Annotated in this window: 22 protein-coding genes; 11 read left to right on the forward strand and 11 right to left on the reverse strand. The window is 57.2% G+C overall.

What is annotated here, in order from left to right:
• Nucleotides 1–41: 41 nt before the first annotated feature.
• The 9 genes from ABVF61_RS20410 (at nucleotide 42) to ABVF61_RS20450 (ending at nucleotide 11,525) form a co-directional block, all read left to right on the forward strand.
• Nucleotides 42–539, forward strand: coding sequence for a class I SAM-dependent methyltransferase (locus tag ABVF61_RS20410; RefSeq protein ID WP_353995369.1), 498 nt, complete (start codon nucleotides 42–44; stop codon nucleotides 537–539).
• A gap of 29 nt (nucleotides 540–568) precedes the next feature.
• The gene (locus tag ABVF61_RS20415; RefSeq protein WP_353995370.1) at nucleotides 569–1,765 is read left to right on the forward strand and encodes a CaiB/BaiF CoA transferase family protein; all 1,197 of its coding nucleotides are present in this window, start codon (nucleotides 569–571) and stop codon (nucleotides 1,763–1,765) included.
• Nucleotides 1,766–1,791: 26 nt separating this feature from the next.
• Entirely contained in the window at nucleotides 1,792–2,376 is a 585-nt protein-coding gene (locus ABVF61_RS20420; RefSeq protein WP_353995371.1) for an NUDIX domain-containing protein, read from the forward strand.
• A 111-nt stretch (nucleotides 2,377–2,487) separates the two neighbouring features.
• A complete protein-coding gene (locus ABVF61_RS20425; protein ID WP_353995372.1) occupies nucleotides 2,488–4,368 on the forward strand; it encodes an adenylate/guanylate cyclase domain-containing protein in 1,881 nt (626 codons plus the stop codon).
• 201 nt (nucleotides 4,369–4,569) lie between these two features.
• Complete coding sequence (locus ABVF61_RS20430; RefSeq protein ID WP_353995373.1) at nucleotides 4,570–6,456, forward strand: ABC transporter ATP-binding protein; 1,887 nt, start codon at nucleotides 4,570–4,572, stop codon at nucleotides 6,454–6,456.
• Nucleotides 6,453–8,339, forward strand: coding sequence for an ABC transporter substrate-binding protein (locus tag ABVF61_RS20435; RefSeq protein ID WP_353995374.1), 1,887 nt, complete (start codon nucleotides 6,453–6,455; stop codon nucleotides 8,337–8,339). Before ABVF61_RS20430 ends, ABVF61_RS20435 begins: the two co-directional genes overlap by 4 nt.
• A 323-nt stretch (nucleotides 8,340–8,662) precedes the next feature.
• Nucleotides 8,663–9,688: an ABC transporter permease gene (locus ABVF61_RS20440; RefSeq protein WP_353995375.1), complete on the forward strand. Its 1,026-nt coding sequence runs from the start codon at nucleotides 8,663–8,665 to the stop codon at nucleotides 9,686–9,688.
• Nucleotides 9,685–10,866 carry an ABC transporter permease gene (locus ABVF61_RS20445; protein WP_353995376.1) on the forward strand — a complete coding sequence of 394 codons (1,182 nt, stop codon included), beginning with the start codon at nucleotides 9,685–9,687 and terminating at the stop codon, nucleotides 10,864–10,866. The genes ABVF61_RS20440 and ABVF61_RS20445 overlap by 4 nt, the downstream gene beginning before the upstream one ends.
• 65 nt (nucleotides 10,867–10,931) lie before the next feature.
• Entirely contained in the window at nucleotides 10,932–11,525 is a 594-nt protein-coding gene (locus ABVF61_RS20450) for a class I SAM-dependent methyltransferase (protein WP_353995377.1), read from the forward strand.
• A 411-nt stretch (nucleotides 11,526–11,936) separates the two neighbouring features.
• Here the strand turns inward: ABVF61_RS20450 and ABVF61_RS20455 are convergent, their stop codons facing one another.
• Both ABVF61_RS20455 and ABVF61_RS20460 read right to left on the reverse strand, forming a co-directional pair.
• Entirely contained in the window at nucleotides 11,937–13,733 is a 1,797-nt protein-coding gene (locus tag ABVF61_RS20455; protein ID WP_353995378.1) for a vanadium-dependent haloperoxidase, read from the reverse strand.
• Nucleotides 13,734–14,020: 287 nt separating this feature from the next.
• A complete protein-coding gene (locus ABVF61_RS20460; RefSeq protein ID WP_353995379.1) occupies nucleotides 14,021–14,308 on the reverse strand; it encodes a DUF1330 domain-containing protein in 288 nt (95 codons plus the stop codon).
• Between the two features lie 147 nt (nucleotides 14,309–14,455).
• Between ABVF61_RS20460 and ABVF61_RS20465 the strand changes: the two genes are divergently transcribed.
• Entirely contained in the window at nucleotides 14,456–15,346 is an 891-nt protein-coding gene (locus ABVF61_RS20465) for a LysR family transcriptional regulator (protein WP_353995380.1), read from the forward strand.
• 20 nt (nucleotides 15,347–15,366) lie between these two features.
• Here the strand turns inward: ABVF61_RS20465 and ABVF61_RS20470 are convergent, their stop codons facing one another.
• Genes ABVF61_RS20470 through nthA form a run of 4 tightly spaced genes read right to left on the reverse strand, consistent with a single transcriptional unit; the run spans nucleotide 15,367 to nucleotide 17,452 of the window.
• The gene (locus ABVF61_RS20470) at nucleotides 15,367–15,819 is read right to left on the reverse strand and encodes a methyltransferase family protein (RefSeq protein ID WP_353995381.1); all 453 of its coding nucleotides are present in this window, start codon (nucleotides 15,817–15,819) and stop codon (nucleotides 15,367–15,369) included.
• Between the two features lie 10 nt (nucleotides 15,820–15,829).
• Nucleotides 15,830–16,183 carry a nitrile hydratase accessory protein gene (locus ABVF61_RS20475; protein WP_353995382.1) on the reverse strand — a complete coding sequence of 118 codons (354 nt, stop codon included), beginning with the start codon at nucleotides 16,181–16,183 and terminating at the stop codon, nucleotides 15,830–15,832.
• Entirely contained in the window at nucleotides 16,170–16,829 is a 660-nt protein-coding gene (gene nthB / locus ABVF61_RS20480) for a nitrile hydratase subunit beta (RefSeq protein ID WP_353995383.1), read from the reverse strand. Before nthB ends, ABVF61_RS20475 begins: the two co-directional genes overlap by 14 nt.
• A complete protein-coding gene (gene nthA / locus ABVF61_RS20485; RefSeq protein WP_353995384.1) occupies nucleotides 16,826–17,452 on the reverse strand; it encodes a nitrile hydratase subunit alpha in 627 nt (208 codons plus the stop codon). Before nthA ends, nthB begins: the two co-directional genes overlap by 4 nt.
• Before the next feature lie 157 nt (nucleotides 17,453–17,609).
• Here nthA and ABVF61_RS20490 point away from each other — a divergent pair, with 157 nt between their 5' ends.
• Entirely contained in the window at nucleotides 17,610–18,125 is a 516-nt protein-coding gene (locus ABVF61_RS20490) for a peptide-methionine (S)-S-oxide reductase (protein ID WP_353995385.1), read from the forward strand.
• A 466-nt stretch (nucleotides 18,126–18,591) separates the two neighbouring features.
• Here the strand turns inward: ABVF61_RS20490 and ABVF61_RS20495 are convergent, their stop codons facing one another.
• Genes ABVF61_RS20495 through ABVF61_RS20515 form a run of 5 tightly spaced genes read right to left on the reverse strand, consistent with a single transcriptional unit; the run spans nucleotide 18,592 to nucleotide 24,134 of the window.
• Nucleotides 18,592–19,350, reverse strand: coding sequence for a polysaccharide deacetylase family protein (locus tag ABVF61_RS20495; protein ID WP_353995386.1), 759 nt, complete (start codon nucleotides 19,348–19,350; stop codon nucleotides 18,592–18,594).
• On the reverse strand, nucleotides 19,347–20,501 hold the full coding sequence (locus ABVF61_RS20500) for a glycosyltransferase family protein (protein ID WP_353995387.1): 1,155 nt from the start codon (nucleotides 20,499–20,501) through the stop codon (nucleotides 19,347–19,349). The genes ABVF61_RS20495 and ABVF61_RS20500 overlap by 4 nt, the downstream gene beginning before the upstream one ends.
• Nucleotides 20,498–21,628, reverse strand: a complete 1,131-nt coding sequence (locus ABVF61_RS20505) for a glycosyltransferase family 4 protein (RefSeq protein ID WP_353995388.1) — start codon at nucleotides 21,626–21,628, stop codon at nucleotides 20,498–20,500. The genes ABVF61_RS20500 and ABVF61_RS20505 overlap by 4 nt, the downstream gene beginning before the upstream one ends.
• 22 nt (nucleotides 21,629–21,650) lie before the next feature.
• Entirely contained in the window at nucleotides 21,651–22,871 is a 1,221-nt protein-coding gene (locus tag ABVF61_RS20510) for a glycosyltransferase family 4 protein (protein WP_353995389.1), read from the reverse strand.
• A gap of 42 nt (nucleotides 22,872–22,913) precedes the next feature.
• Nucleotides 22,914–24,134 carry a glycosyltransferase family protein gene (locus tag ABVF61_RS20515; protein WP_353995390.1) on the reverse strand — a complete coding sequence of 407 codons (1,221 nt, stop codon included), beginning with the start codon at nucleotides 24,132–24,134 and terminating at the stop codon, nucleotides 22,914–22,916.
• Nucleotides 24,135–24,167: the final 33 nt, after the last annotated feature.

The raw sequence follows: 24,167 nt of genomic DNA on the forward strand, positions 1-24,167 counted from the left end.
TGACTATGTGAAGGGCGTCTTGAGTCACAGGGAAGTTTTGAATGAGCCGTCTGGACAGTTTTATCCGCCGCATGACTTCGCAGAAAATTCTGCTGGAATACCTCGTCGACAAGGTCAACGCCGTTGAAGGTCCTGTTCTGGAGCTGGGACTTGGCAATGGCCGCACCTATGATCATTTGCGCGAAATCTATCCGAACAAGGAAATCTTTGTTTTCGATTTTGCCATGAACTGCCACCCGAGCTGTGCGCCGGATGCCGATCACATGATCCTTGGCGACATTCGCGATACGCTCGCATTTTGTGGTCCCCGGGTTGGCGCTCAGGCGTCTTTTGCGCATATCGACATCGGCTCGGCAGACCCCACAAACGATCTTGCGATCGTCAATTGGCTGGAACCGCTGATCAACGAACGCATGGCTGTCGGCGGTTACGTGCTGACCGCATTGAAGCTTGAATTGCCCAATTTCGAGATCATGGAAAAGCCGGACGGTATCCACCCGGGCCGATACCATATTTACCGCAAGACGTCCGACGCCTGATCGCTCCCACAAATCCCGGAAGAAAAGCCATGTCTGCACCCCTTGAAGGCATAAAGGTTGTTGAACTTGCACGCATTCTTGCCGGTCCCTGGACAGGCCAGACACTGGCTGACCTCGGTGCGGATGTGATCAAGGTCGAAAGCCCCCAGGGCGACGATACGCGGGGATGGGGACCGCCCTTTGTCGCAGATGACGCAGGAGGAGAGGGGGATGCGGCTTACTTTCATTCCTGCAACCGCGGCAAACGCTCCGTTGTCGCTGATTTCCGGACAGAAGAGGGGCAGGAAATCGTACGCCGGCTGGTCGCCGACGCAGACGTCCTTGTTGAAAACTTCAAGGTCGGCGGCTTGGCGAAGTATGGATTGGACTACGACAGCCTGAAGCAGATCAATCCAGGGCTGGTTTATTGCTCGATTACCGGCTTCGGTCAGACAGGGCCTTACGCGCATCGCGCCGGATACGATTTCATGATCCAGGGTATGGGCGGCATTATGGATCTGACCGGCAATCCCGACGGTGCTCCTCAAAAGATCGGCGTTGCTTTTGCGGATATCTTTACAGGCCTTTACGGTGTCATCGGCATTCTGGCAGCGTTGCGGCGGCGCGACACAATCGGAGACGGGGAATGGGTCGACATGGCTCTGCTTGATGCTCAGGTGGCTGTGCTGGCGAACCAGGCTCTCAATTACTTCGTATCCGGAAACGCGCCGAAACGATTGGGCAATGCACACCCGAATATTGTGCCTTATCAGGTTTTTCCCGCAAAGGACGGTCACCTGATCATTGCTGTTGGCAATGATGGCCAGTTCAAAAGGCTGTGCGGGGTTCTTGGGCGTCCGGAACTTGCCGAACAACCGAAATACGCAACAAATGCGGCGCGTGTCGCCGCGCGGTCCGAGCTTGTGCCTCTGTTGTGTGAAGAAACGGCAGCGCGCGCACGAGACGATCTTTTGGCCGCGCTCGAGTTGGAAGGAGTGCCCGCAGGACCGATCAATTCGGTCGAAGATGTCTTCAACGACACGCAGGTCGCCCATCGTGGCATGAAAGTTGACCTGCCCGCTGGCGGAGTTGCCGGCGGGTCGGTCTCTTCGGTGCGCACGCCAATAGCCTTTCGAAACGCCGATTTGGCACTCGATCGCGCTGCACCGTCTTTGGGGGCACATACGCAGGAAGTCCTTGCAGAGCTTGGCCTTGCGCCGCCGGACGCCACGACTAGGAATTCGTGAGCGATTTCAATTGAGGTATCAATAATATGCAAGACACAGACTATTTGCGCTTTATCGATCAGACGCTCCTGTCGGACAATTGGGGCAAGCTGACACGATACCGGTTTGAATACCTGCGCAAGGACGGTTCTTGGCAGGAGCAGATCCGGGAGGCCTATGACCGGGGCAATGGGGTAACCTGCCTCCTCTACAACCCGGACACCGGCTGCGTTCTTTTAACGCGTCAGTTCCGGTTGCCGGTACTGCTCAGCGGCAAGGACCCGTTCCTGATCGAAACGCCGGCCGGGTTGTTGGAAGGGGCCAATCCTGAAGATCGGATGCGGTCCGAGCTAATCGAGGAAACCGGCTACGAAGTGTCCGCACTTGAGCATCTGTTCGATGTCCACATGAGTCCCGGTTCGGTGACGGAATACCTTTCATTTTACTCAGGAACGTACCATTTGAAGGACAGGGTCGGTGATGGTGGAGGCGAAGTCACCGAAGGCGAGGACATCGAGGTCATGCATGTTCCACTGAAGGAAGCGCTCAACATGATCCGGTCGGGAGACATCTGTGATGCAAAGACCATCATGCTTTTGCAGGAACGGGCCTTGCGTGAATTCACGCGGTAAGAGCTCGTTGAGCGTTAATTCGGAAGAATGAGAATTGTGCCGATCGCCTTAATTTGACGCAAACGGTCTGGCAGGTAAGCTGCTGTGATCAACGAAGGGGATCTGTCTCTGATGGCAGAGCGCAAGCGCAGCGATCGACGCATCAAGCTCCCGCTGACATCCATTGTCGGCCTGGGATTTGGCGCGTTTGTCGCCTTGGCGATCGGCCTTGTGCTTGGATTGTCCGTCAGTGCGAATTTCAGCAACACGTTTTCGCTGCTCAATGACAAGACAATTCTGAGCACGAACGCACTGGAGGCGCAGCTGCGCACTCATTTTGCCTCCGTGCAAAATGCGGTCATTGGCCTGAAGCCTTATTTTGACGATGGAACGCTCGGTCTGGACGACAGAGAGCGCACTTTCGAGGATCTGTCGATCGCGCTCAAGTCGAACAGTGACGTGACGACGCTCGTGATGACGTCGAAAGACGGGCGGCGCATCGGTATCTACCGGGCGCCCAATGGCAAGTTGTGGCGCATCGAAGCGGACGTTCCACCGCCTGGGATGAACGCGACGAAGCTTCCGTCGCTCAACACTGCAAGCGCGCCTACCTGGGGGCCGTTGGTCGAGCACGAAGTCGGACTGTTCGCCAACGTTTCGGTCCCGCTTGTGAGAGACGATGAATTGATCGGCACGCTGACCGCGGCAACGTCGATGAAGGACCTCTCGCATATCGTCAGAGCCCAGGACGAAGGGTTCACCAACACGATTTTCATCATTGATGGCAGCGGGCGCGTGATCATGCACTCGGACGCCAGCGAGCTGCAGACCGGCGGCTCGATCAAGGAGAATCTGCCGGACGCCTGGCACAATCTCGGAGATCCGGTTCTTGCGGCCATGGTCGACGAACAACCGATCGATGAGTTCCAGAAAGCCGCGGAGCTCGGAATCGATGTGTCTTTTGTCGAAGCGAATGACGATGAATACATCATCATGAAGGCTGCGCTGGACGGCTTCAGCGATCAGCCATGGACGATTGGGCAGTACTATCAAAGCGCGACAGTTTCCAGAGAAGTCCGCCGGCTAGCCGGGTCAATGTTCGTTGGCTTTGGTGCCTTGGTCATTTCGGTGCTGATTGCATTCTGGCTGGGTCGACGCGTTGCGCGGCCGCTTCGCAATCTCGCGGTACAGTCCGAGCGGGTCGGCAGCCTGTCGCTGAACGATGTTGAGCCGATGCCGCGCAGCCGCGTCGCAGAGATTGACCAGGTCGCCCTTGCCTTCAATTCCATGGTGGAAGGCCTGAAGGCCATGAACACCTATGTACCACGTTCCTTGTTTATCAAGCTGATGCGGCTGGGCGGCGGGCAGGCGGCAGAGGCACGCGAAGCCGACTTGACGATCCTGTTCACTGACATTGTCGGCTTCACGGCTCTTTCGGAGCACATGAGCGCGGAAGAAACCGCAGGATTGTTGAATGATCACTTCGCGATCCTTGTTGAGGCTGTCGAATCGGAAGGCGGGACAGTCGACAAATTTCTCGGCGACGGCATGCTCGCGTTCTGGGGTGCCCCTGATGAGCGGCCCGATCATGCCGAGGCAGCTGTTAGAACAGCCCGGCGGATTGCCGCCGCTTTGAAGGAGTCCAATGTCAACGCCAGAGCCGAGGGGCGGCCGGTGATGTTCACGCGCATCGGGATCCACTCCGGGCCCGCAGTCGTTGGGAATGTGGGAGCGCTTGATCGCTGGAATTACACGGTTGTCGGAGACACCGTGAATGCTGCGGAAAGGCTTCAAACACTCGGCAAGGAAGTGGAAGGCGAGCCGGAAGTCACCATTCTTGCAAGTGCGGACACGGTCTCCAGGCTTCCTGGTGAGCAGCACAAGCGCCCGGTCGGAGCGCATCATCTGCGTGGGCGCAGCGGTCTGATGGAAGTTTACTGGTTAGATCCTCACCCACTTGCGTCTACCGGCAAGACCTCACCACGAGAGCTTCCCGTGTCAGCTGCAGAGTAGTGTGGGCAACACTGCCAGCTTTTGCCGGATTGACGCAAGATTCTGAAAAAAAGACCAGATTCTGATCGTTGTGATGCAGGTCACAGAACGCATCTGCAGATTTCTGCATTGCTATCCATCGGCGAATTTGGTTGTCTTGGTTTTGCAAAAAAGGCTTAGTAAGTCTCACGCAGACAATCCTTGCCGGGGAGGAAATACGCGGTGAATGTTCTCTCGATCGAGGGACTGACGGTTGATTTTAATACGGCGGAAGGCCGCGTGCGCGCCGTTGACGACGTATCCTTCGTCGTTCCTGAGAACCGGACGGTTGCACTTGTTGGCGAATCCGGCTCCGGAAAAACCGTTATTTCTCAAACGATCATGGGACTGTTGCCCCAAGCCGCAAGCATATCGTCGGGCAAGGTGATCCTGGCTGATCCGACGGGGGCGGAGCCGCCGGTCGACATTGCGGCTCTGGAGCGAAAGGGGCCGCAAATGCGGCATCTGCGCGGTAACCGGGTCGCGATCATCTTTCAGGAGCCGATGACATCGCTCTCGCCACTGCACACCATCGGTGACCAGATCGGCGAAGCAGCACTGCTGCACCGGGATGTCTCGGGTGGTGTAGCGCGGGAACTGACGCAGGAAATGCTGCGTCTCGTGCAGTTTCCCGATCCCCAGCGTGCCCTCGACACTTATCCCTTCGAACTGTCCGGCGGTCTTCGACAGCGCGCGATGATTGCCATGGCAATGATCTGCCGTCCGGCGCTTTTGATCGCCGATGAGCCGACGACGGCGCTCGACGTCACGATCCAGGCGGAGATCCTGAAACTCATTCGCGAGGTTCAGTCCGAGCTGCGCATGTCGGTGCTGATGATTACCCATGACTTTGGTGTCGTCGCCAATATGGCGGACGAGATTGCGGTGATCTATCACGGCCGTATCATGGAAAAGGGTACTGCGGAGCAACTCTTTTCCAATCCGCAGCACGACTATCTGAAAGCGCTGCTGAATGCCGTCCCGAGCTTTCATATGGACAAGGACGACCGGCTCGTTCCCATTCGGCCCATCGAACTGAAGTCGGAAGATCTGACGAAGAACAGGCCTCATTGCGACGTTGCCCCTGGTGAGCCGCTTGTCGAAATGCGCAATGTCACCAAGAGGTTCTCTCTGCGCAAGGGATCATTGCTCAGTGCGCGGACAAAGACCATGACCGCGCTGGACAACATAAGCCTGACGATCAGGCGCGGCGAATGTCTTGGTCTTGTGGGCGAATCCGGATCCGGCAAGACAACCGCTGCAAAAGCCATTCTCAGAGCACTTGATCTGGAAGGCGGCGAGGTTCTCTACAATCGTGGCAAGGGACTGGAGAATATTGCCGACCTGAAAGGCGCGGACCTGATGGACTACCGCCGCCGGGTACAGCTCATATTCCAGGATCCTTTTTCCTCGCTCAATCCGCGCATGACGATCAACGATACGCTCCTCGAGCCGTTCGAAGTCCACGGGATAGGCACCCAGCAGGAACGGTCTGAGCGCGTTCGCAATCTGATGGATCTTGTGGGGCTGGACCCGAGATTCCTGCGCCGGTATCCGCATTCGTTCTCCGGTGGTCAGCGCCAGCGTATCGGCATTGCACGTGCCCTCGCGCTCAATCCCGAATTCATCTTGTGCGATGAACCGACATCGGCACTCGACGTCTCTGTGCAGGCGCAGATCCTGAACCTGCTTCAGGACCTCAAGCGCGACTTGAACCTCACCTATCTGTTCGTGAGCCACAACCTTGCTGTGGTAGATTATGTGGCCGACCGTATCGCAGTGATGTGCCGCGGGCGCATGGTCGAATTGGGAGAAACACGAACAGTCGTTGGCAATCCGCTTCATCCGTATACCAAGGCGCTTTTGTCCGCCGTGCCGGAACCGGACTTGTCGACGCCACTCGATTTTGCAGCGCTGGATGCCAACAGAGCCAGCGAACCGGACATCTGGCCGGAACCGTTCCGCATTACCGACGGCGTTGAACCGTCGCTGGTCGAAATGGAACCAGATCATTTTGTTTGCGCACCCGGACTCAAGAATTCCGGGGCACAAGAGGGGACTGCAGCATGAAGTTACTGGACTGGAAGAGGACGGGGCTGTTTGTAACAGCGGCCTTGCTCGCGTCGCCGCTGGCGGCGCTGGAACTGAAGGAAACACCGGGCCTGGATGCATCGCTTCCACCTGTCGCTGAGCGCGTGCCTTCCGAACCGCTTGTTGTCGATATGGAAGCAAAGGGACGCACCGTCGGCCAGCACGGTGGTTCGCTTGATACCCTGATTGGCCGTTCCAAAGACGTTCGGTTGATCAACGTATGGGGCTATGCCCGTCTGGTGGGATACAACGACAGACTCGAACTGGTTCCCGATATTCTCGCCAATGTCGAGGTTGAAGATGGCCGGATATTCACGCTGCACACACGTGAAGGTCACAAATGGTCCGACGGAGATCCATTCGACGCCGAAGATATCCGCTACTACTTCGAGGACATAGTCAGCAATGAAAACCTGACGCCGTCCGGCTTGCCGCCCTTCCTCGTTGTAAACGGCAAAGGACCGAAATTCGAAGTTATCGACGACACGACGGTCCGTTTTACCTGGGATGACCCGAACCCGCTTTTCCTGCCGGAGCTGGCAAAGTCCCGGCCACCGTTCATCTACCGGCCTTCGCACTACCTGAGGCAGTTTCACGAAAAATACGGTGATCCGGATTTCATTACCAAGGAAGCCGGCAAGGTAAAGGCGCGCAGCTGGGCGCCGCTGCACAACAAGAAAGACGACATGTACAACGCCCGCAATGTTGAATTGCCGACATTGCAGCCCTGGGTCCGCAAGAGGGACGACAGCGACCTGCGCTTCGTGCTCGAGCGGAACCCCTTCTATCACCGCGTCGACAGCACGGGCCAACAGCTGCCCTATATTGACGAAATCATCATGACGGTCGCCGATGGCAAGCTTATCCCGGCGAAATCGCAAGCCGGTGAAAGCAATCTTCAGGCACGCAACTTGAGTTTCTCGGACATTACTGTTCTGAAAAAAGGCGAGAAGCAGAACGATTATGTGACGGCGCTCTGGTCCAATGCCAAGGGTTCGGAGATCGCGATCAAACCGAACCTGACGGTAAAGGATCCGGTCTGGCGCGAACTCCTGCGCGATGCGCGTTTCCGGCACGCCCTGTCGCTCGGCATTGACCGGGTTCTTCTCAATCGCGTGCTGTTCTTCGGTCTTGGCACACCCGGCAACGACACCGTTCTGGCTGCAAGTCCCCTTTACAAGCCAGAGTTCACCAGCAAGTGGGCGGACTACGATCCGGAAAAAGCGAATGCGCTTCTGGATGAGATCGGCCTGACCGAGCGCGATGATGACGGTGTCAGGTTGCTGCCCGACGGTCGTCCGCTCGAGATTATCGTCGAGACCGCCGGCGAGGCTCAGGTTCAGGAAGACGCTCTCGAACTGGTCAGTGAGATGTGGGGCGAGATCGGTATCAAATTGTTTGCAAAGCCAAGCCAGCGGGACAACATGCGCGAGCGCGCCATTGCAGGCGATCTAGTGATGTCAGTCTGGTGGGGCTTTGAAAACGGCATTCCCACCTCGGAAATGCCACCATCCGACTACGTTCCGGTTCGCGGCGATGAACTGTCCTGGCATTCATGGGGTGACTACTATGAAACCCAGGGCGAAGGCGGTGAAAAACCCGATTGGCCGCCCGCTGAGCGGTTGATGGAACTCTACCGGTCCTGGCTTGTGTCGAAGACACCGGAAGAGCGCACCAAGATCTGGGAGGAAATTCTTCAGATCCACGCAGAGGAAACCATCCATATCGGTTTGGTTTCGGGTGTCCGCCAACCTGTTGTCATCAAGGACGTTAAGAATGTTCCGCTTGAGGGCATCTATGGCTGGGACCCGGGCGCTCATTTTGGCATTCATCGGATGGATGAATTCTATTTGAGCGAGTAGGCCGGCTTGCAGAATTTCGCAAAACCACGCGGCAAATCGAAGAGTGTCACAACCGGGCACATATCGGTTTGCCGCGCGACCGTTCACCCGGACTTGTTGATTTGCCAGAACACGGCATGACGTGGTGAGCTTGCACAGAATGTGAACTGTGTTTTTCAATAGGATTGCGTCGCGGACGCAATTGGAATGGGGTTTAGTGGGGACGGGCGACCGGGTGAATGTGCCGGATGCGCCGCGGAGCTCCACAAGGTTGGCACTTGAAGGTGCGCGTGTGATGCACTGGTGAGTGTTGCGGCGGTCGCGTCGGGGTGAGGGGAGTATAGGTGCTCTATTACATTATTCGCCGGATTTTCATGATGGTCCCAACCTTGTTGGTGATCAGCTTTTTGACCTTTTTCATCATTGAGCTTCCGGCCGGAGACTATATTTCCAACCAGATAGCTGCTCTCAAATCGTCCGGAGAGCAGTCCTCGGTCGCCAAGCTTGAATTTCTGCGCAAGGAGTTCTCGCTCGACCGTCCCTTTTTCGAACGCTACCTGATCTGGATTGGCCTGTGGCCGGGCCCGCACGGGTTCGATGGTCTCATTCAGGGAAACTGGGGCTGGTCCTTCGAATTCGACAAACCGGTCGAACAGGTGGTGGGACCGACCCTCCCGCTGACGATTGTGCTCAATTTCGCGACGATTCTTTTCGTTTACGTCGTTTCGTTTCCGATCGGGATCTACTCGGCGACACGACAGTATTCCTGGGGCGACTATGGGTTCACGTTTCTGGGTTACATTGGGCTGGCGACCCCGAACTTCCTATTGGCTCTGATCCTGCTCTACCTTTTCAATCAATGGTTTGGCCTGTCAGTCGGTGGACTGATGGCACCTGAATACATTGATCAGCCCTGGAGCTTCGACAAGGCGATGTCGGTTCTGGCCCATCTGATCGTGCCGACGATCGTTATCGGGACTTCCGGCACAGCGGCGATGATCCGCCGGCTTCGGGCCAATTTGCTGGATGAATTGCACAAGCAATACGTCACCACGGGCCGCGCGAAGGGCTTGAAGGAAAACCAGTTGCTGATCAAGTATCCACTGCGCATGGCGATCAACCCGTTCATCGCCGACATCGGGAACCTGATCCCGTCGATGGTCTCTGGTTCGGTCATTGTGTCGGTGGTCATGAGCCTGCCGACCGTCGGACCGATCCTGCTCTCGGCGCTGCAGTCGCAGGATCAGTTTCTTTCAGGCTTTATCCTGCTGTTCGTCGCGGTGCTGACGCTGATCGGCATGCTGATTTCAGACCTGCTGCTGGCCGTGCTTGATCCACGCATACGTCTCGGTGGGAGGGCATCGTCATGAGCATGGATACGAAAGACGGCACGCCCGCCCGCGAAGTTGAACATTATGTCGATCCGACGCCGTTCAATCCGGCCGTCACGGAAGAAATGACGGAGGAACAGGAGCGGTTTTACCAGGCTTCCCAGTGGCAGATCATGTGGTGGAAATTCAAGCGCCACAAGATTGCTGTCTGGTCCGGTGTCGTGCTGATCCTTTTCTACCTGTGCGTCCCCTTTGCCGAAGTGATAGCACCCTACGGCCCGAATTCGCGCGACAGCCTGCATCTGTTTGCGCCGCCTCAGTCGGTGCATCTCTTTCACGAAGGCTCGTTTGTCGGCCCTTTCGTCTATGGCATGACGTCGGAGATCGACATGGAGACCCTGCAATGGGTGTTCACGGAAAATACCGATGACGTCCAGCCGATCCGCTTTTTCTGCCGCGGAGACTCCTACGAGTTCTGGGGTCTGTTTGATGCCGACTTCCACCTGTTCTGCGCGGCCGAGGGCGGAACGCTGTTCCTGATCGGAACGGACCGGCTTGGCCGCGACCAGTTCTCCGGACTTGTTTATGGCGCACGTCTCTCGCTCACCGTCGGTCTTGTCGGTGTCACGATCTCGATCGTTCTTGGCCTCTTCTTCGGCGGTATAGCCGGTTATTTTGGCGGCATCCTGGACAGCATCATCCAGCGCATGATCGAAATCATTCGCTCGCTGCCCGAACTCCCGCTCTGGATGGCGCTTTCTGCGGCCTTGCCGGTCACCTGGAGCCCGATCTGGATCTATTTCGGACTGACCATCATTCTCGGCTTGCTGGATTGGCCGGGGTTGGCACGCGCGGTCCGATCAAAACTCCTGTCCCTGCGCGAAGAAGAATACGCCAAGGCAGCCGTCTTGATGGGCGCCAAGCCGAAACGCGTCATTACCAGGCACCTGTTGCCAGGTTTCACCAGTCACATCATTGCCTCGGCGACCCTGTCCATTCCGGCCATGATCCTGGGGGAAACGGCGCTCTCCTTCCTGAACCTTGGACTGCGACGACCGGCCGTGTCCTGGGGTGTTCTACTGAACGAAGCCCAGAACATTTCCGTCGTTACCGTCTATCCTTGGCTGATGGCACCCGTGATCCCGATCATAATCGTTGTTCTGGCGTTCAATTTCCTGGGTGATGGTTTGCGCGACGCGGCAGATCCCTATAAGTGAAGCTCGTGAAATTCGAATTGATCCGGCGGGCCGCTTCGGCCCGCCTTTGCTGTCAGGAAGCCGTCATGTCAAAAAATGCCACCACTGCCGAAGGCTGGGACGAAGAATACGAAGCCGGGCGCTGGGCCTTTCTACGCTCGCTTCCCGAAAGTGGTCGCTACGGCATCATCGGCATGTGGCTGTCCCTGACCGGCTCCATGGACGAGGTCCTCGATATCGGCTGCGGTGAAGGACTGCTTTATGAGCGGCTGCAGCCCATGGGTATCAAGCGTTACGTCGGCATGGATCTGTCGCCTGCTTCGCTTGAAATTGCCAATGTCGATCCGGCTATCGCGTCGCTTCGTGCCGGTGACATGCACACGTTTGAGCCGCAGGAAGGTGAAGCCTTTTCAGCCATCGTGTTCAACGAAGTGCTGCACTTCGCGGACGATCCGGCAGCCGTGGTCAGCCGCTATGTACCGTTTCTGAAGCCAGACGGCGTCATCGCGCTTTCCATGTATTCCCCGAAGCGGCCTGAGTCCGGCGCCAACAAGCTGATCAACAGCCTCTGGGCGGCAACCGACGACGAAACGAAATGGGAAGTCCTCGACGACTACCGCCTTGTATCGGACAAGAAAGGCGTTACATGGCGGATGCGGCTTGTGAAGCCTCACAGTTAGGTATCGTTGACACCCAACTAACCAAAGCAAACGGTTTGTCATCCCGGCCAAGCGCAGCGCGAGCCGGGATCCAGTATGCTGTGCGTTGATTTTTTGTCCTACAGCCGGGATCGCGCGGGTAATGGATCCCTGCCTTCGCAGGGATGACAAGGTTGGATCACCTTTCAGAGTCCACTTGGCCTGTTTCTGGTCAGGCTAAGGACCCGGTAGAAACTAGACTTTTGTGCGCGAGCGGATAGTCGATGTTGGATTCGCCCTCAGAGCCACATCCAACCTTCGAATTTTGTTGCTGTCTGAATATTTGAGTGCTTCGTTTCTGCTCAAGCTTCTTCAGACTTCACGGCAGAGCGAATGCAGGCAAACCGGACGACGCGGAGCGGCAGGAAAGCCTGCCGCTCCGCTTCTCAAGACCTACCGGGCGCCAATCCGCACCACATCGCCGTCGAACGTTGGAACGCTCATGACGAAGGGGTCGGTTGAGTAGCACAGAGCCTGTTCTTCAAGCATCCGGATGGCGATTTCCTCGCCCATGCGCAGGCTGTCGTAATAGTCGGAGAAGTAGTGGACTCCGCCCATATTCCGCCCGATCGAGATATTGGCAGCGAGTTTGTTGAGCTCGCCTTCGAGTGTCAGGAACGTGGTCAGGTTTTTGGATTCTACCAGCTGATTGCCGCTTGCATCCTTGGGCACAAAGGCAACAGGCATATCATCGGCTGACAAGGTGTGCTTGCCCGTCTTGGCGCCTTTCTTGAGAGGGCGGCGAAACGCGATCTCATTGTCTGCCTTGCCATCACCGTTTTTCTGCTTGCGATGGACAAGCACCGCAGAGGTATCGAAATACGCCTTGAGAACAGTCACGCAAGCTCCGGCAACAGTCGCATGGCCAGCACCATAGGCCGGGTGCATCGGCGAGCCTTCCTGAAAGGCCATCGGCAGCAATGCGGTTCCACTCGCATTTCCGCTTCTGATTGCGTTGACGGTATCGGCAATGCTGTGTTCCAGGTCCTGAAACACCTTTTCACCGTAGAAATAGCAGTTGTCGATGTCGGCGGCCTTTTCGATCCGCGCAGCGAGTGCCTCAGGACGCAGGCGAATATGGTTGTTGAATTTCTGGAACCGGACCGCCTTCAGGGCCCGGGTGGCAACTTCGGTGACCAGTGTCAGAATATGCGGACCGCCATAAAGAGCAAAACCGCCGGCTTCCCAATTTGCGCCTTTCGCCTGCTGGCCATGGCCCGAAAGGGGATCGAATGCCGGGTCAAATGAAGCACCCATTCCGAGCAGGATCAGACAGGCATTCAGGTAAGCCTGATAAAGCGCATCGTCGTGGACATAAGTGGCAAGGTCGCGCGGTGTCGCGATAAATTTCCATCCGTTGCCAGCGGGAAACAACACGCTGTTGTTGCGTGTGTTGGCACCGTTCTGGACCTTGAGCCAGTCGTTCCACTCCGTCATGAAGTCGCCGGTCGGCCCGGTCTGGGCTGCTGGCACCTTCTGGCTGATCTTTTGCGGACCGTACATGATTTCGCCGTTCTTCACTTCGGCGGGGTTGCCCGGTGAGTGGTTGCCGATCAGCATGAATTGCGAAAGGTAGGGCCCGGCGTCAGCGCCCGGAGCCGAGCCGCGAAATGCCTGTTGCGGAGTGATCAGTTTGCCGCCGTGTTTTCTCGGACGCCCCGGAAAACCGTCGGCCGTGTATTGCAGTGCGTTCAGCCGTTTCAGGCTGTGCGTGATTTTCTTCGAAGCCGCGGCGGTCGTCATTTTGCCTTCAAAAACGGTGAAGGGCTCGTCGCGCAGAAGCGCCAGCTCATAGACCTCAGCCATCTCGTAGGCGAGCTCGTCTGACCCGAGTGGCGGGGCAGGGGGCATCGTCACAGCCTGGGCGTCCGGTCCTTCCAGATCGCCAACGACACCGGCCGTCGGTGCCTCCCACTGACGCTCTTTGTCGTTTGCCGGCGGTACGGTTCCATCTTGAAACGCAGCGATTTCGCCTTTGTCGATCGCGGTTCTGAAGGCTTCGAAATGTTCGGGCTTTTCCACCAGACCCGTTGCACAATCGTGCTCCAGGCCCTTGGTAAAGGACATGGCGTAGTTGGCGGTGGCAAACTTCTGCTCATCGCCGTTGGCTTTGTGGGTTGGATGTTCTCGTGCCCTTGCCCGTTCGGCTGCAGATACACGCATGTCATGGGACCACTGGCGTCTGTCCATAATCAATTCTCCAAAAAAATCAGCTATCAAAATGCGTGCTTCGTTCAAAAATAAACTTCGAAGCACGGTGTAAGTGTAAGTTGAGCGTTTGAAAATCGTACAATCAGTAATTCTTATGGGTTCAATTAGGAATACTTATTTATCAGGTTTTTCAACCCATGCGCCACGTACGTCATGGTCAAAAATGACAATAAGAAACTTGAAAATAGAGGAGGCGCACAAGGCTCCCTGAGCCTGGTACGCCATTCTTTGGGACCTTTCGGTTCGAAATTTCGGCTGACCAGGCGTTAACCCGGCAGCACGACAATCGTCGATTTTCCGCCCTTGTTCCTCAGTGCGTGAATGTCTGCGAGATCCGGGTCTTCACGCCAGGCTTTTGCAGCATCGACGCTTGGAAACGACAGAAGGGCTGCGATGTTCGGCGTGTCGCCAGCTGCTTCCAGTACGGTTACGTCCGGGTCGGCTGCCACGACGCTGCCACCATGCTTGGCAAGAGCCTCCGCAGCCTTTTCTCGATAAGCGCCAAGCGTCTCTTTGTCGGTGACTGTGATCATGGCAAGTGCTTGTACGGACATGGGATGTCTCCTCGCGTTTGAAGTGCCCGAACGCTAACCCGAGATGCGACTGCGAAAAAATGCTCAATTTCCAAACAGGGATGTGCAAAAATGCACCGCTGGAAAAAGACATCGGATTCTTTTGATTTAACTGCGATTGATACCTCGATGGAGAACTGGGACGACTTGAAATTCGTGCTGGCTATCGCAAATGCCGGCAATGTGACGAAGGCAGCGAAGGGGCTTGGCGTCACGCACTCTACCGTTTCTCGCCGCCTGTCCGCGCTCGAAGAGCGTATGGCAACGCGGCTTTTCGAACGCCTGCCGGAAGGCTTCGTGCCGACCGCGGCCGGTGCAGAAGCTGTCGCTGCCGCCAAGCGCATGGAGGCGGAGGTGCTGGCCCTCGATACGCGCATCACCGCTCAGGATGCCGAACTGGAAGGCCCGCTGCGAATAACGGCCGCTCAGCTGCTTTTCCAGGTGCAGCTTGCAGAGATCATGCAGCAATTCGCCGAGCGCCATCCCCGGATTGAACTGCAGATGGTCGCGGCCAACGAGAAGCTCAGCCTTCATCGCCGCGAGGCGGATATCGCTGTCAGAGTGACGGACAATCCCGGCGAGACGCTGTTCGGCCGTCTGGCAACCGGCCAGAACCGTTGTTATTACATGTCCCGCGATTTTGCCCGCAAACACCGCGACATTCTGGAAACCAGCCACGCCAGCGCACCACTTCCGTGTGTGACTTTCAAATGGTGGGGGCAGGGCGTGCCCAAGGACATCCGCTCGCGCTATCCATCCGCGTTTATCAGCCTGGTTGCGGATGACATGATTGCGCTTGTGGCGGCCGTGAAAGTCGGCATGGGTGTCGGTCGCCTACCGTGCTTCCTGGGGGATCCCGATCCCGACCTGATCCGGATCCCTGGTATGGAGCCCTCGCGGTATCTCGACATCTGGGTCCTGACCCATCCGGATCTGAAAAACGTTGCTCGAATTCGCGCTTTCCTGCGCTTTGCCGCCGATGCATTCAAAGCGTGGAGCGGTCTTTATCTCGGCGCCTGAAATACTGGTGGCCATACCGACTACACCCAGCGACGCACTTTCCGCAGGTAGTTTTCATAAGGTTCGCCGAATTTTTGTTTCAGAATCTCTTCCTCTGGTTTTATCTGGAATTCCGTCAGGTAGGCGACAAAGGCGGGAATGATCAGGATCGACATGAAGCTGCTGAAATAGAGCGATGCCGCGATCAGAAGGAAGAGAAGTCCGAGATACATGGGGTTGCGGCTGATCCTGTAGATTCCATCGGTTACAAGTGCGCTTGTTTCCTGCGGTGCCATCGGGTTGACGGTGGTTTTCCGGCGGACAAAAGTCAAAAGCGCCAGAATATCGGGCACAAGTCCAAGGAAAAACAGGATCGCCGCCAGTACGAATTGTCCGGGGAAGTCGAAGGTCAGCCCCGGAAACCAGGACGCGGCGGCATAAGTGAACGTCACCGCGACGATCAGGATAAGCGGTGGGGGGACCTTGAGCTTCATCTGCAGCCACTCATCTTTTCAGCTCGATGGGCTGTCCATGGGGCGTCGATCTGGCTGCCTCGTCCCACGCCGCTTTGAGGTCGGCCAGCTGTCCGGTGCCGGCAACGCCCTTCGCGTTCAGGATGTTTTCGAAAGCGTTGAGCCAGTGGTCATAGTAGCTGAGCGAAGCACTTTCGTGATCGCCGTCTTTTGCAAGTTCCGCGCTGAGGTGTTCCGCCCATTCTGGCCATTCGAACATACCGGCTTCGTGCGCCTGCACTGTCATGGCGAATATGCGCGCTTCCCAAGGGGCTGCAAAAACCGGTCCGCCGTCCTGGTCCAGCGGAAGCCTCGGCATGAACGTAGCTGCGTCAGGCAAGGTCAAGATAAGGCTCCCAGAGATCGAGACGAAGGGTCAAATCAGGATCGCTGTCATCACCCCAGATATCGGTTCCCTTGAAGACGACCCCGTAGAGCCAGGTCGGCTGCTCGCCCAGCTTTCGCGAATTCGTGTCTGGAAAAACATGGACACCATGAACGGCTTCAATTGTGCCCGGGGCGTCGCGGGCATAGCGGGGGAGACGCGTATGATGCTCCGGATTCATGCGTTTGGTGCGGATCCTGTCACCCACCTTGAAGCGGGCAGGCTGCTGTTGTGGCCGGTCGGCCGGGCCACCCTTTGCGAGAATGCCGGCGACTTCATCCGCTTTCACGACCCGGTTCAGCGGTTTGGCAGGCGCGAGTGACTGACCGGCCCGGAGTTCCTCTTCGCTCACAAGTTCATGGTCAACGAGCAGTTTTTCAAGCCCGAGCGTCCAGATCTTGTAGTAGCTGGAAGAAAGATAAACAGGGGGCGGCAACGATTCCCGCGCAAAGCGTGAGGTGTCGATATTCCAGGTCCCGGTCGCGCCCATGGCAAGGGTCAGCGCAAAGGCACGTTCTTCCCATTTGGCATGAAAGTTCGGTTCGTTTTCTTCAAGCTCGATCGGCCCGAAACCCATTTGGCCGCCAAGATCCTGTGCTCCATTCATGCCGCACTCTCCCGTTCAGACGGGTCAAGCGCAAGCCCGGTCCCGATCATGCTGTCGCGTGTGACAAGTGCGGCCAGTTCGCTCTCGTCCCACCCCTCAGTCCCTGAAGGTCTTTGAGGGACGACCAGGTAGCGGACTTCTGCCGTGGAGTCCCAGACCTTGATGTCTGTCCCGGAGGGCAGTGTCACGCCGAATTCCGCCAGGACGCCACGCGGGTCGCGCACTGCGCGGGAGCGGTAAGGCGCTGACTTGTACCAGACCGGCGGCAAGCCGAGGACAGTCCACGGATAGCAGGAGCAGAGAGTGCAAACGACCATGTTGTGGATGCCGGGAATGTTTTCTACCGCAACCATGTGCTCACCCTGCCGCCCCACAAAGCCGAGTTCGGCAATTGCAGCCGTTGCATCGCTCATAAGGCGGGCATGGTATTCGGGATCCGTCCAGGCCTTTGCGACGACCATGGCTCCGTTTTTCGGTCCGACTTTTGTCTCGTAGGTCTCGATGAGTTCGTCCAGCGCCGGCGGATCGACATATCCTTTTTCGGTCAGCAGCGTTTCGAGTGCGCGCACACGCAGTTCGACGTCTGACAACTCTGAATGCTCGTGATCATGATCGTGGGACATGGAGGGCTCCATTGGAGGCAGGTCGGAACGATCCTAGTGCCCAGACGTTTTTACGCCAAGAGACAAGGTGCTGAAATTTGAGTGAATCTGCCCTGGGGGAATCTCAGAGACCGTATTTTGCGGCAACGACAAACTTTGGCACAGTGGAAAGGAACGAATGACATTGGAGGCAGAGGTGAAGATCGGGCTGGGCGGCGGATGCCACTGGTGTACGGAAGCCGTCTTTCAGGCGATTGCCGGCATTTCGCGGGTGGAGCAGGGGTTCATTCGCTCCGACCCGCCCGACAATGGATGGTCGGAGGCTGTACTTGTGACCTTCGATCCGGTCGCCATTCCGCTTGAAAGCCTGATTGAGATCCACCTGCGCACCCATTCCAGCACGTCGCATCACAAGATGCGTGGCAAGTACCGGTCCGCCGTCTACGTCTATGATGCCGGCACGGGAGTGAAGGTTGGACGGATACTTCGTGCGCTGCAGCGGGAGTTTGACGATCCGCTTGTGACCAAGGTCCTCACGCTCGCAGAGTTCAAGTCGTCGGACGAAAGGTTCCGCAATTATTATGCGTCCGGTCCCGATCGTCCGTTCTGCAAGACCTATATAGACCCCAAACTGGCGCTTTTGCGGAAGCGGTATGCCAGTGCGTTGCGGGAAAATGTCACTGCGGCGGAGTAAACTTTTGGCTGTTGCTGAAGTGTTTTTACCAGCCGCCATCCGGATCAGGACAACTGTCTGGAAGTCGCGGCGCTTCGACCCTGTGCCTGGAGCCGGTAGTCCGCTGCGTACTGGACCCCGGCTCGCGCTGCGCTTGGCCGGAATGACAATCAGTTTAAAACGGCTTCTTACCTGAGGTCGCTGTCTTCTCACTTGTCATTCTTGCGAAGGCAGGAACCCGGTAATCGCAGACCCTTCGATGTTTCGAATGCCCCTGTGATGAGGCTTCCTGCCGGTTTCTCAGTAGCCGAGGTGCGAGCGTTTGTTTTGGCCAAATCCAGCGTTGATCGTCGCTCCGTCATTCCAGGTTGAACTGGGGACGTCTCTCAGCGGAAAAATGACTTCGCAGAAAGAGGGACGAGGGGCGACATGGCAAGGCCATCATCAAAGATGAAGTGAAACGAAATAGAAAACAGCTGCGATTTCCTCAGCCGAACAACCCCGTCACTGCCGGCCACGCGGCACCTTCATGATGTGCGGCGATTGCCAGAAATTCTTCGAGAAAATCAAAACTGGCTTCGTCATGTGCCAGATGATGCGTCAGCAGTCCGACCGGTTCATTGCCGGTGTTCCTGCGACGGCAAAGCTGTAGGTCGAAACGCAGGCGGGCGCTTTCCCAGCCGATAAAGCGCACCTGCTTTTTCCATTTCAGGATGTCGATGTGTGATTGAACCTGATGGTCATGAGGAAAGTTGTGAAAGGTGAAGGTCGACAATCCCGGTAAACCGATGCCGGGCAAGCGCCGTGAGATCTCCGGATCGATCCGGTTCCAGGGCGGTACGATTGCGGGAATGAACTTCTCTCCGAAAAGACTTTGAAGCCTTTCCTTTCCCTCTGCAAGCTGCGCCATCAGTTCATCGGGGTCGCGCCTTGATCCAAGCTCGGCCGCCTTTTCACGCTTTTCCTTAAGCTGAAAATTCTTGTGCTGCCAGCCGTGCTGCAGGACGAAGGCGTGCGGTTCGTCCGAAAGGCGCTCGGCAAGCGCATCGGTTGCATTCTTCGGGATAACCGCCAGGGCAAGGTCGATCCCATGGGTATTGGCGATCTGCAGCATGCGATCGAGCGCTGGCGTCGGTTCGATCGCATCGTCGTCCCGCCACCAGAAACTCACTTTCCGTCCGCGTTCGGCGAACCAGTCGAGATGCCCGACAAGTTCGTCTGTGAAGCGTTTCCGGTCGGGCGTCATGAGGTTCTGGCTTCCATATCGCGCATCAGGATATCGGCGCTGTTTGTAGCGCCGCCGAGCTGCACATGGTGATGGCTGCGGGGAAGGGCAAGTGCGTCGTCCACCGCTGCCGCGAGGCGCTCGGGTGTCAGACCGGCTTCGGGTGCGACGACGGCACGGCCATGCCGCGCAAGCGCCTGCGCACGCTGAGTCTGTTCGGTTTCGTTTTCCTGAGCGAACGGCGCGAATACGGCCGGAACACCGGCAATGAGAACGTCGAGCACAGTATTGTAGCCAGCCTGGCTGATCGAAAGACGAGCCCGTTTCAAAAGGTCCGGAAAGTCCCTGCGCGCCCGTTGGACAATCACGCCTTCAGGCGCACTTTTCTTGTAGATCGCAAAGGCGTCTGGCGAAACATCGTGGCCTATGAGAACGCGCCAGGTGGCGTCTTCCGCGCGCCGGCTGAGAGGTCTTGCCTCGAGCGCCGCTGACAGCAGGGCTTCCGCGACCGCGCCACCACCGCAGGAAACGATGACCTCGTCGTTGCCGTCCGTCGTTTCCGGCGCGGTGCGTTGTTCGCCGCCGACATATCCGGTGTAGCGAACCAGGTGCTCCACTTCTCCAGCAAACGGAAAACTGTCGGCAAGCGTTATGAAATCCGGATCTGCATGAATGAGGATGCGATCGTAGTATTTGAGCGCCTGATCAGCCATCCACTTTTCTTTCCAAAGCTCCTTCTTGCGCACCAGAATGTCCCGGATCGATGTCGCAATCAGGGGAACGTGGTCTTTTGCTTTGGCGGAGGCCAAAAGTGGCGTCAGTTCAAAGTCGAGCTGGCGGCGGCCGAACGGATAGGTCTCAGTGAGCAAAAGATCGAAGTCATCGGCTTCAAATGCTTGAATCGATGCTTTAACGCGAGCTGATTTCCAAGCGTCATCAATATCTTGCCCCTCCAGCGTGACAAGCCGCTTGAACGCGGCGTCCGGGCTTTTGCATGGCGGCAGTTCGATAATGGTGAGGCCTATGACATCGACAGTCGGTGGAATGCTGTTCCCGGTTGTCAACGTCACATCGGCGCCTTTCGCGGCGAGGGCCTTACCGATCTTCGCAGCTCTGACCACGTGGCCCGTGCCGAGAAGATGCTGCACGTGAATAAAGGCCTTGAACGTCACTTGGTTTGGCCTTCTTGTCCGTGAGCATGGTTCCCGATCGCCTTCTGTATCAGGCTTTCAAGCCGAATACCTCCGGCCTCCAAGGTGTGGCGTTCCCGAATATGGGCGCTGGCAGCGCGGCCCATCTTGTCTGCGAGTGCTGGATTTTCAATCACTCTGGCAAGATTGGCAGCAAAGGCCTCCGCATCTCCTTCCGCTGAGAGCAGACCTGTCTCGCTATCCCGAACGATATCAGGAACCCCGAACGTGTCGCCGGCAATCACGCCCGTCCCGCTGGCCTGTGCTTCCAGGAACACAAGACCAAAGGCTTCGCGAATGGCTGGCCAGACCAGAAGGTCCGACTGTGCATAATGCGCCGGCAACTGTTCCGGCTTCGCAGCACCGGCCCATGTCACTCTGTTTGAAGGAAAAAGCTTCAACACATGTTCTTTCGCCGGACCGTCTCCGACAATGGTCAGCTGCCATGGTTGATCGGCAATGTTTTCCAGTGCACCGGCCAGCACCTCGTAAGAGCGCATCTTGTCACCTTCGCGCATCATGGCAACAGTCAGCAGCTTCAACGGCACGGAGGCCGGTGGCCTTCGTGAAGCTTCAGCAGCCGCCTGGAAGGGGGCTGCATCAAGGAAGGGCAGGAGGACATCCAGGCGACTTTCTGGGACGACGGCTCCCAGACACTCCGCGTCCGCATTGTGGATCGCCGCGACGGCATTGGCGCGCTTCAGAGCTGTATCCGCTGCGGCAAAACCGTAGGCCCAGGCTCCGGATTGACGCTTGGGTGCGCGGCTTGCTTCGACGACGGCATAGGGGAGATCAAAATTTGCACATAGCATCGGGCCGATCCAGTCCGGTGCCTTGTGATAGAGATGATAGGTCAGAAAGACATCCGGCTTGTAGGATTGGCGGGTCCAGTCAGTCGCGATGCGTTCTGCTTCAATCAACGCTTCCCGCTCAACCTCTTTCTGTATTTCGCGGCTACCTTCCTTGCGCCACGATCGAAACGTGCTTGCGATGCGGATCTCATGGCCGGCTTCTTCCAATGCCTTTACGATCAACCGCCCCATCGTCCGGTCGCCGGAGGGAACCGGATGATCCAGAGGTTTCATGGGGGCTGTAAAGGCGATTTTCATGAAGCCCTTCCGTTCAGACTGCTCACAGCACCGGCCGAAATTTCGCGGCCAGCCGGTCGAGACCCGGATCGGTTGAGAAATGCGTGCGCACTCTCTTGGCAGCTGCAACGCCTAATGCGCGCCTGCGTTCGGGGTCTTTTATCAGCGCTTGCAGAGCTTCAGCGAGTTCTTCCGGCGCGCCGGGCTGAACAAGGACACCGGTTTCATCGTGCAAGATCAGCTCCGGAATCGCGGATACCTCGGTCGAAAGACAGCAAACTCCCATGGATTGTGCTTCCATCAGAACGTTTGGCAAGCCGTCTCGATCGCCGGTTTTGGCAAGCTTGGATGGAAGAACGAAAAGGTCGGAATGCTGACAGGCCGCAATTACCTCTTCTCGCGGCTGCGCGCCGCGCCAATCGATCCTGTCAGAGAGGCCAAGTCGTTCGGCCGTGGCTTTAAGCGCCTCTGAAAGTTCGCCGCCGCCAATATGCGTGAACTGCCAGTCGAGAGATTTGGGCAATCTCGATAGCGCCACAAGCAGATCGTCGTAGCCCTTCTTTTCCACCGCCCGGCCGACGGAAACCAATCTGACTGGTTCGCTACTTCCGTCACGCGTTGAAGCCGTTGCCGCGGGATCCGGAAAACCGGAAAAATCCAGGCCATGATAGAGGAGCTCGACCTTGTCGGGAGTGGCAGACAATCCACTGAGATAGTCTACATTGACCCGCGTGCACGTCACGCCCCATGCGGCATCGTTAATCTTTGTTTCCAGATCCCACACCGGACTGGTCCAGATATCCTTGGCATGCGCGGAAAAAGACCACTTACGGCCGGACAGGTGTGCGGCATACCGTGCGGCTGAGCATGGTGTGTGCAGATAGTGGGTGTAGATCCAGGTCACGTCTTTCGGCAGTTCGTGCGCGAACACGCAGCCTTGCGCCCACCGGCGCCGGCGGTCGGCCGTGGGCTGATGCGCGAAATCCGCATCGAACAGCGCCTTTGCCGCGCTGTATGTCGGCTGTTTTTCCGCCCATCTCTTTGCTCTTGCGACGCGCGCCGGATCGTCTTTCACATATTCCGGCAGATACATGACTTCGGCCGAAATCTGTCGGTGAAGGTCATGAATGTAGGGATCATAGGGTCTTCGGAGCGCAACAATGAGGATCTCGATACCACGCCTCTCAAGGCCGAGCATCTCCTGGGCAATAAAGGTTTCGGACAGACGCGGGTAGCCTTTGACCACGACGGCGATACGGGACATGTGGGTGATGGTTCCAGATGATTGGGAAGAAGCTTGCGCCGGTTAGAAATTGACCAGTTTTCGAGCGGCACCCTCAGACTGATGTGTACTGATGATCTCGCCGACACGGCCCGAGATAACATCAAGACCATCAAGCAGATTGTCGACGCCGGCAGACGACGGCGGTTGCAGCGTTGGCAGGTCGGAAAGAGCTGCGGCCATCAGGTCCGAGTCCGGGTACCGGTCAATCGGCAAGACCCTCAACAGGCCGCTCTGTTCCGCCCGCTCGGCTCTGATTGCCTGTTCTCTGCGCGGTATGACGCGCGGCACCATCAGTGTTGGTTTGTTGAACGAGAGAATCTCGCAGAACGTGTTGTATCCGCCCATGCCGACAATCGCTGTTGCGTTCGCCAGATAGGGCTCGATCTGGGGCGTAAACCGGATAATCTCGACATCGCGCAGATGCTCGGCGCGTTCGCTGAACTGCGCAGCCGCCGCCGCCGGCATGAAGGGTCCGAGTACGATCAGTGCCGGGAAGAGCGGACGCTGCCGGGTTTCATAGGCACGCATGACCCAGTCAACCATTTCCACTCCGTCGCCGCCGCCACCGGGCGTTACGAGAATGTAGGGCTCTTCACCGAAGGGTGACGGTGCGTGTTGTTCCAGGGACGAGCTCGGCAGGTCACGGCGCAGGTATCCGGTGTAGCGCAGCTTCTCCAGAACACCGTCAGGTACGGAAATCCCCTCAAGCGGGTCGCAGATATCCTGCGGACCGTACACCCAGATTTCGTCGTAAAGATCCTTGAGCGCCGGATAGACGTTCTTCCGCTCCCATTCCTCTTTGAGGACCTGCGGATCGTCCATGACGTCGCGCAGGCCAAGCACCAGGCGTGTGTCCGTCTGCTTCAACGCTTCCAGTGTTCCGAGGACTTCGCCGCGCAGGCCGAGCGGTTCCTTGTCGACGATGAAAATGTCCGGTTCGAAAACCTTTGCCGTATGCTCGATAATGGACGAGCGAATCGCCAGTGTGTGGTCGATGTTGATATGGAGAGACAAAGGGGTGTACTCGCCATTGCGCAGCTTAATAACGCCGGGAATTCGAACGAAATCAACGCGTGACCGAAACTCGAAACTTCCAATGATCGGGGAGCCGGAAAGGATCAGGACGGAAAGCGTATCAAAGTCCCCAACAAGGGAGTGCGCGATTGCACGGCATCGTCTCAGGTGACCCAGTCCGAACGAATCGTGGCTGTAGATCAGAATTTTCGGCGTTTTGGAACTCATACTGCCCCTGATTTGTAATGCTGCCCTAGGAAG

The organism is Roseibium sp. HPY-6 (genome assembly GCF_040530035.1).
In the GTDB taxonomy this organism is placed as follows: domain Bacteria; phylum Pseudomonadota; class Alphaproteobacteria; order Rhizobiales; family Stappiaceae; genus Roseibium.